12 protein-coding genes are annotated in these 13347 nt (G+C 49.6%); 8 read left to right on the top strand and 4 right to left on the bottom strand.

From position 1 onward, the window contains the following. The first annotated feature begins 13 nt into the window (after positions 1–13). Positions 14–1000, top strand: a complete 987-nt coding sequence (locus ICL07_RS11435; protein ID WP_188088030.1) for a TatD family hydrolase — start codon at positions 14–16, stop codon at positions 998–1000. A 54-nt stretch (positions 1001–1054) separates the two neighbouring features. After that, positions 1055–1975 (top strand): UbiA-like protein EboC, encoded by a 921-nt coding sequence (eboC, locus tag ICL07_RS11430; RefSeq protein ID WP_343071009.1) that lies wholly within the window; start codon positions 1055–1057, stop codon positions 1973–1975. Between the two features lie 7 nt (positions 1976–1982). Here eboC and ICL07_RS11425 read toward each other — a convergent pair whose 3' ends face one another. Further along, entirely contained in the window at positions 1983–2621 is a 639-nt protein-coding gene (locus tag ICL07_RS11425; RefSeq protein ID WP_188088029.1) for a response regulator, read from the bottom strand. A 23-nt stretch (positions 2622–2644) separates the two neighbouring features. Next, complete coding sequence (locus tag ICL07_RS11420) at positions 2645–4621, bottom strand: tetratricopeptide repeat-containing sensor histidine kinase (protein WP_188088028.1); 1977 nt, start codon at positions 4619–4621, stop codon at positions 2645–2647. A gap of 622 nt (positions 4622–5243) precedes the next feature. Here ICL07_RS11420 and ICL07_RS11415 point away from each other — a divergent pair. From ICL07_RS11415 to ICL07_RS11395, 5 genes are all read left to right on the top strand, one after another. Next, positions 5244–6401: a 3-dehydroquinate synthase gene (locus ICL07_RS11415; protein WP_188088027.1), complete on the top strand. Its 1158-nt coding sequence runs from the start codon at positions 5244–5246 to the stop codon at positions 6399–6401. Beyond that, the gene (eboE, locus tag ICL07_RS11410) at positions 6398–7612 is read left to right on the top strand and encodes a metabolite traffic protein EboE (protein WP_188088026.1); all 1215 of its coding nucleotides are present in this window, start codon (positions 6398–6400) and stop codon (positions 7610–7612) included. The genes ICL07_RS11415 and eboE overlap by 4 nt, the downstream gene beginning before the upstream one ends. A gap of 85 nt (positions 7613–7697) precedes the next feature. Beyond that, positions 7698–9062 (top strand): alkaline phosphatase family protein, encoded by a 1365-nt coding sequence (locus ICL07_RS11405; protein WP_188088025.1) that lies wholly within the window; start codon positions 7698–7700, stop codon positions 9060–9062. A 12-nt stretch (positions 9063–9074) separates the two neighbouring features. Next, a complete protein-coding gene (locus ICL07_RS11400; RefSeq protein ID WP_188088024.1) occupies positions 9075–9680 on the top strand; it encodes a DUF6992 family protein in 606 nt (201 codons plus the stop codon). A gap of 220 nt (positions 9681–9900) precedes the next feature. Then, the gene (locus ICL07_RS11395; protein WP_188088023.1) at positions 9901–10260 is read left to right on the top strand and encodes an MmcQ/YjbR family DNA-binding protein; all 360 of its coding nucleotides are present in this window, start codon (positions 9901–9903) and stop codon (positions 10258–10260) included. Here ICL07_RS11395 and ICL07_RS11390 read toward each other — a convergent pair. Beyond that, a complete protein-coding gene (locus tag ICL07_RS11390) occupies positions 10250–11038 on the bottom strand; it encodes a sulfite exporter TauE/SafE family protein (RefSeq protein WP_188088022.1) in 789 nt (262 codons plus the stop codon). The two genes, ICL07_RS11395 and ICL07_RS11390, sit on opposite strands and share 11 nt — an antisense overlap. Before the next feature lie 213 nt (positions 11039–11251). On the opposite strand from ICL07_RS11390, the gene ICL07_RS11385 reads away from it, so the two are divergent. Further along, positions 11252–11947 carry a hypothetical protein gene (locus ICL07_RS11385; protein WP_188088021.1) on the top strand — a complete coding sequence of 232 codons (696 nt, stop codon included), beginning with the start codon at positions 11252–11254 and terminating at the stop codon, positions 11945–11947. Here ICL07_RS11385 and ICL07_RS11380 read toward each other — a convergent pair whose 3' ends face one another. Continuing rightward, a complete protein-coding gene (locus tag ICL07_RS11380) occupies positions 11948–13285 on the bottom strand; it encodes a Gfo/Idh/MocA family protein (protein WP_188088020.1) in 1338 nt (445 codons plus the stop codon). Between the last annotated feature and the right edge of the window lie 62 nt (positions 13286–13347).

Raw genomic sequence — 13347 nt, 5'->3', positions numbered from 1 at the left:
AAATCTGAAAATTATGTGTGGTATTCATGAACTGACTGAAAAAGATCTTCAACCGCTTACTTATACGCCGGCATATCTCGACAAAATAAAAGGCATGCGCTTCTTTGATCCGCATGTACACATGACTTCCCGGACTACAGACGACTACCAGGCAATGGCTGATGCCGGCGTGGTAGCACTCATTGAACCTGCTTTCTGGCTGGGACAACCCCGCACCGGCGTGGATACCTTCCGGGATTATTTTAATAGTCTTCTCGGATGGGAACGTTTTCGCGCGTCTCAGTTCGGTATTAAACATTATTGTACCATCGGACTGAATTCCAAAGAGGCCAACAACGAACCCCTGGCGGAAGCGGTGATGGAGATAATGCCACAGTTTATCTACAAGGAAGGGGTAGTTGGCGTCGGCGAAATCGGATTCGACGATCAAACAGCACTGGAAGAAAAATATTACCGCGCCCAGCTGGAACTGGCGAAGGAAGCCGGTTTGCCGGTACAGATACATACTCCCCACCGCGATAAGAAAAAAGGTACCCAACGTAGCATGGACATCGCCATCGAACATGGCGTGGCCCCTCACATGGTCATTGTAGACCATAACAACGAAGAAACGGTGAAAGAAGTACTGGACCGTGGCTTCTGGGCAGCCTTTACCATCTACCCCTTCACTAAAATGGGCAATGAGCGTATGGTGGAAGTAGTAAAACAATACGGATCCGAAAGAATTATGGTCAATTCAGCTGCCGATTGGGGTATCAGCGATCCGCTCGCGGTTCCTAAAACAGCGGCCCTGATGCACGAAAGTGGTATTGACTTGAATGACATTCATTTGGTAACTTACATGAATGCTGTAAAGGCGTTCGCACAAAGCGGCCAGATGAATGAAGCGGATTTTGACCTGTCAGGAAATATAGACCAGAGCGAGCGATTTAATGGAAGCACTGTTTTACGCGGAGGCCAGCAGCCCAGAATTAATAAAAGTACAACCATCATCCGGTAAAGGCCTGGCAGTTTCGTTACTGCTGGCAATGAACCATGAAAACCTGTTTATTCGGTGAGTTATATTGTTAGCAAAGTAATCGGATACCTGCGCCTGATGCGCCCGGCCAATATCGTTACCGCTATTGCGGATATTCTGGCTGGCGTGGCCATTTCCGGCTATTTCTTAAAGGTGACCTTTGAAACACTGACCCTGGACCAGGTCCTGGCGGTGTCCTGCCTATGCCTGGCTACAGCCGGTTTATACGGCGGAGGCGTAGTATTCAATGATGTCTTCGACGCAAAACTGGACAGCACGGAACGGCCGGAAAGACCTATCCCCAGCGGCGTTATCTCACGCACCCAGGCCATCATCCTGGGAAGCTATCTACTGCTGGTAGGCATCCTGGCGGCATTTTCCGTTGGCGCTGTCAACGGGCTGACCGGCTGGCTGGCTATTGCAACGGCGGTATCTGCACTCGTATATGATAAATGGGGAAAACACCACGCTTTCCTGGGACCCGTCAATATGGGACTATGCCGCGGCCTCAATCTCCTCCTGGGGATCAGCATCGTACCAGGCGCCGTGGAAACATGGTGGTGGATAGGACTGGTACCTATCCTCTATATCGCGGCGGTGACCAACATCAGCCGGGGGGAAGTATACGGCGGTACTGCCAACAGCATCCGTATTACGGCGGTGTGTTATGCCATCGTATTGCTGACGATCGGCGGTATAGCGGTATATAATCACCATGCCTGGACAGTATTGCCATTCCTGTTATTGTTTGCCTGGATGATCTTCAAACCGCTCTGGAACGCCTGGAAAAATCCTTCCGGTCCTAATATTGGTAAAGCGGTAAAAGCCGGCATCATGGCACTCATTGTCATGAACGCCTCCTGGGTGGCGGCTTTTGATGTGCTTGCCTACGCACTGGCGGTACTGATTTTATTACCCATCTCTATGGTATTGAGCAAAGCTTTCGCCGTAACGTAACAAGTTATTAATCCACCAATCCCCGTCTCATAGCCTCTTTTACCAGTCCGGCCGTATTTTTTACGGCCAGCTTCTGGGTGAGATTGAGCCGGTGTGTTTCTACGGTACGCAAACTGATAAACAGTTTATCCGCTATCTGCTGGTTGGAAAGCTCTTCTGCAATCAGCTGCAGTATTTCTTTCTCCCGGCGGGTAAGTGGAATATCATAACCGGATGATTTCTGCCCGGTGAGCATTTCATGCAGCAGCTGTTGTTTGATGTTGGCATCAAGAAACTGTTCGCCCTGGTATACCTGCTCAATGGCCGCTACCAGCGTATCCTGGTCGGTGTTTTTTAACAGGTACCCGCTGGCGCCATTGCGCAGCATTTGTTTGATGTAATGCGACTCCATAAAGTTGGTGAGCGCTATAATTTTGATGTCCGGATGGTTTTTGCGTACCTGCCGGCACAGTTCCAGCCCATCTATGTCAGGCATCTGTATATCCAGCAGCAGCACGTCGGGCTGTGCGAGGGGCAGTGCCTCCATAAGGGAGGTGGCGGCGAGGCTGTCGTAAACGATATCGATGTGCGGATAAGGCGCCAGCATGGCTTTTAACCCGTTAATGACCAGCGGGTGGTCGTCTGTGATGGCTAGTTTAATTTTCATAACAAAATAATTGCGGCAGCATTTTACATGACTGCCAGTTGCATTGTCCCGATGTCAAATTCTATATAAGCGGTAGTACCCTTTCCATGCGCAGCAGCGATCTCGAGGTTACCATTCAAAGCCCTGATCCGGGATTCGAGGGCATTGAGGCCCATGCCGGGCTGGGCGCCGGCGGGTTCCTGGAAACCAATGCCGTTGTCTTCTACGGTGATAGTCAGCAATTGTTTCTCTGAAGTCAGCTGTACCAGGGCTTCAGTGGCCTGTGAGTGTTTAATGATATTGTTGACCAGCTCCTGTACGATACGATATACCGAGAGTTCAAAATTGGCTTTTAAACGCCCCATGTTTTCAGACACATAACACGAAATAGTCAGTTGCCGGGAATGGCTGACATTGCGGCAATAGAAACGTACCGCTTCGGCCAGGCCCATCCTGGCCAGCAATTCGGGCATCAGGTTGTGGGCGGTCTTACGTACTTCAACAATGGCATCATCCAGCATATGCATGGCGTGACCGAAGCTCTTGTCTGTCCGCAATACCGGCTGCTCATGCTTCAGCGCTGCGAAATGCATTTTTACGGCAGACAAAAGTCCGCCTACACCATCATGCAGGTCTTTCGATAGCCGGGTACGTTCCTTTTCTTCTCCCTGTATCATGGCTTCCAGCACTTGCACGGTTTTCTCCGCTTCCAGGGTGTGCAGCTGCTGCGCCTGTAACCGGTGACGGTGTTTTAACCGCTGCCAGATCAGGAAAACCAATGCCAGAAAGAGTACGGTGCACAGCATGAACAGGAAAATCCACCTGTTCTTATGTTGTATTTCCAGGTCTTTCAGGGCAAGTTGCAGCTCTTTGGAGGTGAGCTCTTTATCTTTTTTCTCTGTCTGGTACTGCATTTCCAGCAGCATCACGTTATTGCGGGCAGCATTGCCGGTAAGGGAATCGTTGAGTGCTTCAAATTTTTCGCGCAGCGCAAAGGCTTGCTGGTAGCGGCCTAAAGTGGCGTGCAGATTGGATGCTACCAGGTAACCCCAGCGGAGTTCATTGGTGGCTTTGTATTGCCGGGCCATGGTAATCGCTTTCTCTACGTACGATAAGGCTTCGGAGTAGCGTTTCAGGTTAAACAGCTCCCGGCCGTAACCCAGGTAGATGTAGGTCAGCAGCTCGGCCTGCGGATATTTCTGCGATAAAGCAAGCGACCGGGAATATTGCGCATAGGCTTCCGCTCTTTTTCCCTGCTCAAAATAAAGGTTGCCCAGGTTGACATTAGCCTTCAGGATGTAGGCGCTGTCTTCCAGTCCCTGTCCTGCATCAATGGCTTTCCGGTAGTAGTGTTCTCCTTCGGCATAACGTTTCAGCTCCACCATGCAGGAACCCATCGTGATCAGGGAAGAGGCGATACGCCTGTTGTTGCCAATGTCAACCCCGTTATGGTACGCTTTTTCAGCATAACGGAACGCTTTTTCAGCGTCCTGCAAACGAATAAAAAGCGCGGCCAGGTTGTTGTTCATCAGCCCGGAAAAAAAGCGGTCCCTACTGGCATCGGCCAGTTTAAGTGCTTCCAGGTACCGGTTGGCTGCCGCCGGATAATTACCCATCTGCTGATGTTCATTCCCGCTGTAGCTCAATGCCCGCATCAGGTTGGTGGTGTCCCGTAGGGCGGCATAAATCTCTACGGCTTTATCCACCATCAGCAGGGACTCTTCATAACGGCCAAGCATATCCTGGATATACATATAATAACACGCGAAATCCGCCACCCCTTTGGGATAGTTAAGCTGGCGGCTTAAACGCAGCGCTTCCCGGAAAATACCCTCAGCCTTGTGCATACTGTCAGGCATATAACTCATGGCATAGGCAAACAGGGTATTAACCCGGCCGGTGTCTGCCCGCTGCTGTTGCAGTACCTTAAAAAGGCTGTCCTGTGCTGCAGTATTATATGCCCGTACAGAAAGACAGTACCCGGAAAGTAACCAGGTAATCAATAATATTCTTTTAAACATCGCTTTAAGCGCTTTCCTGTTAACAATCAGATCTATATCCGGAGCCGTCTGAAAGATAATGCCGTAGCGGAAAAACGTTCGTTTCCCTGCGCGGTTTAATGCTTGACAGTTACTGATGCATTGCAACAAGAGAAGTATGAATAACCAACCGTGTTACAGGGTTAACAACATGGGGGGACTTCAGCCAGATATCTATCTAAAACAAACAATTTGCTGGCCTGTAACAAAGGCTGGGCCCTCGTTACAGTGAATGGTAAATATCTTCATTTCCCCGCTTTTGTGCAATAGGCAGTTGGATGAACGGAAACACCCCCTAAACGTATTTCCCCGTAAGATAGATGATGATGCCCTACAGATAAGGTTTTGCTGACGCAGAAAGGGCCTCCGTAGAAATACGCATTTTTTAAAATAATGGTTTGTACCGGTAAATTCTTCCCTGAAACCGGGTTTCTTTGCACCCGGAATATACCATTCTCTATTGCATACCGATAAACAACAAACAGGTAGAACCCCAAAAAAGGCTCCGGTCACGGAGCCTTATTCTTTATGGAAAATATCACATTTTTATATGTACTTTTAAAGGCTATTGAATTTTTTAGATTGATGCAAGCGGAACAATGCCATGGAGTATATTCAACAACAATTTGATGTTAACTTTTCTTTCAGGGTCTTTTTTTCGGTGAATTTATTTGATCCGGCTAATCCCTGTTTGTCTGCCTTCCTGGAATCCAAGGCCGAAGCGGCTTTTCAGAAGAAATTGCTGGTAGTGCTGGATGGAGGTGTTGCTGCCTGTCATCCCGGCCTCGCCGAACAGATAACCCATTACCTGTTACAGGTACATGGTTTCCGGCTGGCGCCCGAAATCATCACCCTTAGCGGTGGTGAAAGCGTGAAAAATGACCTGTCGCAGCTCTTTACCCTCGTGGATGCGATCGACGAACACGGCATCGACCGCCATTCTTATGTAATCGGTATCGGTGGCGGTTCGCTGCTGGACCTGGTAGGTTTTGCGGCGGCGATCTCCCACAGGGGAGTTAAACATATCCGTATCCCCACCACTGTCTTATCTCAAAATGATTCGGGCGTAGGGGTAAAAAACGGGATCAACTACAAAGGCAAAAAAAACTTCCTCGGCTCTTTTGCACCGCCGGCGGCGGTGTTTAACGACAGCACTTTCCTCACTACCCTGGAGAAACGTGACTGGTGCTCCGGTATGGTGGAAGCCGTGAAAGTGGCGCTCATCCGGGATGCTCCCTTCTTTGAATGGATGGAGCAAAAAGCGCCGGCACTCGCCGCAGGCGATATGCCTGCTATGGAAGAACTGATCTATCGTTGTGCTGCATTGCATATGGCACATATCGGTGGCGGCGGCGATCCGTTTGAAAGCGGCTCCGCACGGCCGCTCGATTTTGGTCACTGGAGCGCCCATAAACTGGAGCAGCTCACCGATTTTGCCCTGCGGCACGGAGAAGCAGTTTCCATCGGTATTGCACTCGATAGCGTATATTCCTGCCTGTTAGGCTGGATCGACGAAGCGGCTATGCACCGTATTGTGAACGTCCTCAAAGCCATGCAGCTGCCTGTCTGGCATCCTTTGCTGGAACAACAGGATGGCGAACCCTCTCCCGTGATTGCCGGACTGGAAGAATTCCGCGAACACCTGGGCGGACAACTCACTATCTCCCTGTTGCGGGCTATCGGAAGAGGAGCGGAAGTACATCACATTGACCTGGATATGCTGTACAAGGCAGCAGATATTTGCAAAAATCTACAGTCATGAAAACAGCCTACGGACACCTGACCTATTGTACCAATATACATCCCGGAGAAAAATGGGAAGACCATTTTGCCCAACTCCGGAAATATATACCGGCTGTTAAACAACAGGTGGCGCCGGACCAGCCTTTTGGTATCGGGTTACGCCTGGCTAACACCGCCAGCCTGGAACTGGCCAAAGAAGAAAATCTGCAGGCTTTTAAAGCATGGCTGCAACAGGAAAACTGTTATGTGTTTACCATGAACGGTTTCCCTTACGGCGGATTTCATGATACTGTGGTGAAAGACCAGGTACATGCTCCCGACTGGACACAGGCCGACCGGGTGGCTTATACCATCCGCCTGTTTCGCCTGCTGGCGGCCTTGCTGCCGGAAGGAATGGAAGGCGGTATTTCTACATCCCCCTTGTCTTATAAGTTCTGGTGCAACCGTTGTGAGGAAGAAAAAAACTCCTTCACGGAAAGCGCTACGCTGAACATGCTGCTGGTAGTAGAACAGCTGGCCCGTATTCACCGCGGCGGCGGCCCGTTGATGCACCTGGATGTAGAACCGGAGCCGGACGGACTGCTGGAAAATACCGCTGAATATATCGGCTGGTACATGGGATCGTTGCTGCCTGCGGGTATTCCTTTTATCATGGATAAATTCAGGGTAGATGAAACCGAAGCAGCAACCATCATTAAAAACCATGTGCAGCTTTGTTACGATGTATGTCACTTCGCCCTTGAATATGAGGAGCCGGAGCGGGTGCTGGAACAGTTGCAGCTGTATGGTCTCCGGGTAGGCAAACTACAGATCAGCGCTGCGTTGAAGGCAGACCTGCCTGCCGGTGCGGAACAACGTAAAACCGTGATCGATGCGTTCCGGCTGTTTAATGAGCCTGTTTACCTGCACCAGGTAATCGGCAGAAAAGCGGATGGTTCCCTGGTACATTACCCGGACCTGCCGCAGGCCCTGGAAGATGCCGATAATATGGCCGTGGTGGAATGGCGCTCCCATTTCCATGTGCCGCTATTCGCCGAAAAATTTGAGGTGCTGCATTCCACGCAGCCGGACATTGTACGGGTACTGGCGTTGCAACGGCAACAGCCATTCACCGCCCACCTGGAAGCGGAAACCTATACCTGGGACGTGCTACCGGCGGGCCTGAAAGAGGAAATGGCTTCCTCTGTATCAAGAGAATTAAACTGGATTAAAAAGACGTTGGAGAAATAACGAATGCAGCCGGGAGCTAAAGTCGCTTCCCATTCATAATTCGTAATTCGTAATTTGCATTTGAATTAATAGCCTGGTTGAATCTATGAGAAAAACAGTCGTATTGGATGTTGTCGGATTATCATCCGCTTTGCTGGAGCATATGCCCTTTCTGAAAGCATATGCGGCGCAACGGCATGTGGCTACCGTAGCCCCTATGTTGCCCGCTGTGACCACATCGGTGCAAAGCACTTATCTGACCGGTAAATGGCCCAGTGAACATGGTATTGTGGGTAATGGCTGGTATGATCGTACTGACTGTGAAATCAAATTCTGGAAGCAGTCCAACAACCTGGTGGAGTCGGCCAAAATATGGGACAAAGCCCGTCGCCTGGACCCTTCCTTCACCTGCGCCCAGATGTGCTGGTGGTACAACATGTACGCCAATGTGGATTATTCCCTGACACCACGTCCCAACTACCTGTCAGATGGCCGTAAGATACCGGACTGTTATACCAAACCGGCCGACCTGCGGGATTACCTGACGCAGGAGCTGGGGCCTTTCCCTTTATTCAACTACTGGGGGCCTACAGCCAACATCAAATCGTCCCAATGGATTGCCGATGCTACGATCCTGACCGACAAACGGTATGATCCCACGCTGACATTCATCTACCTGCCGCATCTCGACTACTGCCTGCAAAAATTCGGACAAGATCCGGCTGGCATTGCTAAAGAGCTGCAGGAAATTGACGGCGTATGCCGCCAGCTGATCACCTATTACCAGGCGAAAGGCTGCGACCCGATCGTCTTGTCTGAATATGGTATCACCAATGTGAATAACCCGGTGCATATCAACCGTATCCTGCGCCAGGAAGGGCTGATCGCTATCCGGGAGGAAAGAGGGCTGGAACTGCTGGATGCCGGCGCTTCCAAGGCCTTTGCCGTATCTGATCACCAGATCGCACATATTTATGTCAACGATCCCTCCTGTTATAAAAAAGTGAGAGACCTGCTGCAAAAGGTACCCGGCATACAACTGGTGCTGGACCGGGAAGGTAAAAAGCAGTACAACCTCCACCACGAACGTAGTGGCGACCTGGTGCTGGTGGCTGATGCCAACAGCTGGTTTACCTATTACTACTGGCTGGATGACAACAAAGCGCCCGATTTTGCCCGTATCGTGGATATCCATCGTAAACCGGGATACGATCCGGTGGAGATGTTTATGAACCCGGCCGATCCATTGATTAAGCTGAAGGCTGCTGCCAAGTTGCTGAAGAAAAAGCTCGGTTTCCGTTACCTGATGAATGTGATTCCGCTGGATGCCACACTCATCAAAGGTTCACATGGCCGCCTGGAAGAGAACCCCGCACATCATGCGGTGGTTATTAACAAGCAGGCGTTCAAACAAAACCAGCTCCAGGCCACGGACGTATATGAGGTGATATGGAATCACCTGGTGGACTAAAATCACCCCCACATGTATAAAATTGGCTGTACCCTGATCTGTTGTTTGCTGTTGGCCGCCAGGCTGGCAGCACAGGAACCGTTTTCCCTGGAGTCGTTCAACCGGGAACGTATTCATACCACCAAAACCGCGATGGTGGTGCTGGGTGGCTGGTCAGCCGCCAATATCGCTACCGGGCTGGTAGCTATGGGGCAAACCAGCGGAGAAGCCCGTTATTTTCACCAGATGAACGCTATCTGGAATGTGGTGAACCTGGGTATTGCTACAGCGGGGTACCTGGGCAACCGTCGCCTGCATCCTGCGGACTACAACTGGCAGCAGAGTATCCGGGAGCAAAATAAAATTGAAAAAATTTACCTGGTAAACGGGGCGCTGGACCTGGCCTATATCCTCGGAGGCCTGTATGCCCGGGAGTATGGTAAAAATCAGTCCGGTAAGGAGCAGGACCGCTGGAAGGGGTACGGATCATCCATCATTTTCCAGGGTGGTTTCCTGTTGCTCTACGATGTAGTCAACATCTCCCTGCATCACCGTCACGGTAAAAAACTGTACAAACGCTGGGAGGGCATGCAGGTATCCATTGCTCCTGGTCATATGGGTGCAGTGTACACTTTTTAGGCAATGTATTAAAAACAGGTTAATTCCCCGCTTCTGCACGTTTTTAGTGCGTTATTTTCTCGTATTTATTTGTTATTTTTATAAAGCAGTTTCATCTCTATTTTACAGCGACAACCCATTCCACATATGAAACATATATCGATATGTTTGTTTGTGGTTAGATTCTTTTGAGATACCCGTTCAGAAACGGAAATGTAAACTATGTTTAAACCTTGCTGCTATGTTTGACAATGCCCTCGATTTTTGCCAGTCTTTACCGGCTGTGACCACTGAAAAGAAGTGGGATAACGAATTGCGTTTTTTTGTTGGAGAGAAATTATTTTGCATGATTTCCCTGGATCCGCCATACCGTGTTTCGTTTAAATGTTCTACCAGTCACTATCATAAATTGATAGCCAGGCCGGGTATTATACCAATGCCGCACCTGGCCCGTTACCACTGGGTACAGCTCAAGCAGCAGGATATTATGCCTGGCGCGGAACTGGAGCAGTTCCTGCATGAAGCGTATGATCTTATCCTGGAAACGCTGCCTCCCTATGAGCAGGAGGCTATCCGGAAACAACGCAGTATCAGTGCATAAAAAGTGTGAAGAAGATGTCGTATAATCCGAAAACGACGAGTGTGCCGGCGAATAATTTTTCGAGCAGCGGCGTCTTCATTTTTACCGCCGTCCTGGCGCCCAGATAAGAGGCGGGGAAGGCAGTAAGGGAAAGTAATAAAGCAATGTTCCAGTCAATATGGCCCAAACACCAATGGGTGATGGCGCCGGGTACAGAGAGTACCGCCGACAAAATAACTGCACAGGCCAACGCCTGTTTAATCGGCATCTTCAGCTTACGGATAAAAAAGGTGCTGAACAGAATCCCTCCCGCATTGGCCAGCAGGCCGGATAAAAAACCAATAAACAAAGCTGCCCAAACTATTTGAGAAGCCCGGATATCGCTGCTGTTGACGGGTGTTTCCACCGATTCTCCTTTATGCCGCAGGTAAGAATATAACAGTGAACCGCCTAAGGTGACGATGAACAAAGCCGTCAGTATCATCAGGGTTTTCCCCGCCAGGTAGCTGCTGAACCAGGACCCCACCACAGTGGCCGGTACGCCAAAAGCCGCTCCCAGTAATACCACCCTTTTATTAAACAGCTTTTCACGGCTATATACCGCTGTAGCAGAAAGTGTACTCGAAATGGATGCCGGTAGTGGCGATGCCAGCGCGAAAAATGGATTGACGCCCGCAAAAATCTGGAGCGCAGGTGTGCTGATGGCACTGCCGCCTTTGCCTAACAGGCCCGATAAATAGCCGACTACGATACCTATCACCAATATGGACAGGTAATTGGATTGTTGTAAATATTCCATTCATTTATCCCTCCGGGGAACATGCAAACTAATGGTTGGTGGTTGGTTTGTCTCAATTACAGGTTCTCAAAAGTAGGGGGCATTGCTTAATAATAACGATCACTATAAGTTATGGGAGATAACAATATATTATATTTATTGCTAGTCTATAAAGCTAATGAAGTGAATATTCGTTATTTTCATAGTGCAAATGTATAGCAGTTAAATTGCGATATGACAAAGAAAGTGGACTTTCCCAATGCTGAATATTCCTTACAATGGCTGTACAAGGACCCGGACCAGCATATCTATGAAGATTATAATACGATCGGGGTGCCCCATGAGAAGATTTTTGAGGATATCCACCGTATCCTGGAAGTACTGCATGCATCGGCATTATTGATTCCTGTTAACCTGAACCGTTCTAAAAAATTTGAATTTTCCTGTACGGGTATCGATGATATTGTGGCCGAAATACGGCAGTGGGTACGTTCGCGGGTAATTAAACAGAAATTGTCCATCTATGGACATGGCATGGTAAAGCTGCCCAATGGAGAAGAAGTGATGCAGAAAGATCTGATACAGGTAGCGGACGTACGGTTTACAGAAAGAAGTTTTAAGATCTCCACTAATAAAACCATCTGGGTGCCGGTAGTGCAGGATGATACCGAAAACTACAACTGGCAGATAGGGCTGGCCGAGCTGAATGCGCCAAGGCTGGAGAACTGCCTGAACGCCGTATACCACAAACTGAAGCTGGAAGTGACACCGGGGCTGGACGAAGAAGACCGCTCCAAACCGGTATGGCAGAAGGGATTTAAGTTATACCCTTCGAGGGAAGCGATTGAAAGCGCTTATATAGAAGATCCGCCTCCGCCCAGTTTTGACATTGCCAAATACCTGTTGCCTAAAACGGAGGCGAACCCATGATTATATTTTAGGCGCCCAGCCTTTTTCATATTCTCTGCTCCACAGTTTCATAGCCTCTTTATCGTTGAGGATATGACCGTTGGCAGGATCGGTGTGTAATACCCGGCCCGTGCGTTGTGCGATATTGCCCAGCAGGCACAGGAGCGTGCTTTTATAACCGATATTGATTTCAGAATTGAGCGTTGCTTTTCCGCGGATGCTTTCCAGGAAGTTATTGATGTGAACGGCATCATAGAATTCGCCGGCAGGGCTCACCGTATTGGTTACGCTTTGATTGGGATTCGCTGCCTGTTTCACTTCTTTTACCACTTTGTTCTTATTATCTACGATTTTATAGCTGTCGCCGCCGGAGTTGTACAGGGCGCCGTGTTCGCCGAAGACGGTAAACCCGCGTCCGCTACCTTCCAATGTGAAAGGATCGCAGCTGCGGCCTTCCCAGGCGATAGCTTTGTTGCCCTGGAATTCAAAATTCAGGGTTTGGGTATCCGGTGTTTCCCAGTCATCGCCTGCGAAGCTGTAACGGCCGCCGGCAGAAGTAACTTTGATAGGGAATTCCAGGTCCATGAACCAGCGCAGGCAGTCCAGTTCGTGCGTAGCGTTGTTGCATGTTTCGGAGGTACCCCAATGCCAGCGCCAGTGCCAGTTATAGTGTACAATATTGTCGAGGTAATCTTTGCGTGGTGCCGGTCCCTGCCACAGGTCCCAGTTGAGTGTACCGGGAACCGGAATTTTTTTACCAATACCGATCGGTTGACGGTCATTCACATACCATCCCCGTCCGTAGTGTACTTTACCGATAATACCTTCTTCCTTCACTTCTTTGATCGCTTGTTGCAGGTTGGGCCAGGATCTGCGCTGGTTACCCATTTGCACGAGGCGGTTATATTTTTTGGCGGCAGCTACCAGCAGCTCACCTTCCTGTGGATTATGGGCGCAGGGCTTTTCTACATATACATGTTTACCCGCGGCGGTGCCCATAATAGCAGCAGGCGCGTGCCAGTGGTCAGGTGCCGCTACAATCAGCGCGTCAAAGTCTTTTTGTTCCAGCAGTTTACGGATGTCCTTGATGACTGTAGGTGTGCGTTCCTGTGCGCCTTTTATTGCCTTCAGGCCCTTCTGAATAGCGCCGTCTTCTACGTCGCAGACATAGCCGATTTCAGCGCCGGGAAGTTTGGCGGCTACCTGTGCCAGCCAGTTGCCCCGGGAATTAACGCCCATCACACCCAGCACAATTTTATTGCTCGGGGCCTGTTTGCCAAATACCGGGAAATTCAGGATGGTTAATCCCGCTCCTACACCGGCCAGGGAAGTGGTTTTGATAAAGTCTCTTCTTTTCATAACGGATCTCTCCAACAATTAAATAATGTTTTTAGCAATCGGTTGCAATGGTAAAATAACAA

This window comes from Chitinophaga qingshengii (assembly GCF_014529935.1).
Classification (GTDB): Bacteria; Bacteroidota; Bacteroidia; order Chitinophagales; family Chitinophagaceae; genus Chitinophaga; species Chitinophaga qingshengii.
This window is presented reverse-complemented; position numbering and strand designations above follow the sequence as displayed.

Bases quoted from the DNA above. Each gene is read 5' to 3' on its own strand.
- ICL07_RS11400 (WP_188088024.1), top strand. From the start codon at position 9,075: ATGTATAAAATTGGCTGTACCCTGATCTGTTGTTTGCTGTTGGCCGCC.
- ICL07_RS11405 (WP_188088025.1), top strand. From the start codon at position 7,698: ATGAGAAAAACAGTCGTATTGGATGTTGTCGGATTATCATCCGCTTTG.
- ICL07_RS11390 (WP_188088022.1), bottom strand. From the start codon at position 11,038: ATGGAATATTTACAACAATCCAATTACCTGTCCATATTGGTGATAGGT.
- ICL07_RS11385 (WP_188088021.1), top strand. From the start codon at position 11,252: ATGACAAAGAAAGTGGACTTTCCCAATGCTGAATATTCCTTACAATGG.
- eboE (WP_188088026.1), top strand. From the start codon at position 6,398: ATGAAAACAGCCTACGGACACCTGACCTATTGTACCAATATACATCCC.
- ICL07_RS11380 (WP_188088020.1), bottom strand. From the start codon at position 13,285: ATGAAAAGAAGAGACTTTATCAAAACCACTTCCCTGGCCGGTGTAGGA.
- ICL07_RS11425 (WP_188088029.1), bottom strand. From the start codon at position 2,621: ATGAAAATTAAACTAGCCATCACAGACGACCACCCGCTGGTCATTAAC.
- ICL07_RS11395 (WP_188088023.1), top strand. From the start codon at position 9,901: ATGTTTGACAATGCCCTCGATTTTTGCCAGTCTTTACCGGCTGTGACC.
- ICL07_RS11435 (WP_188088030.1), top strand. From the start codon at position 14: ATGTGTGGTATTCATGAACTGACTGAAAAAGATCTTCAACCGCTTACT.
- ICL07_RS11420 (WP_188088028.1), bottom strand. From the start codon at position 4,621: ATGTTTAAAAGAATATTATTGATTACCTGGTTACTTTCCGGGTACTGT.
- ICL07_RS11415 (WP_188088027.1), top strand. From the start codon at position 5,244: ATGGAGTATATTCAACAACAATTTGATGTTAACTTTTCTTTCAGGGTC.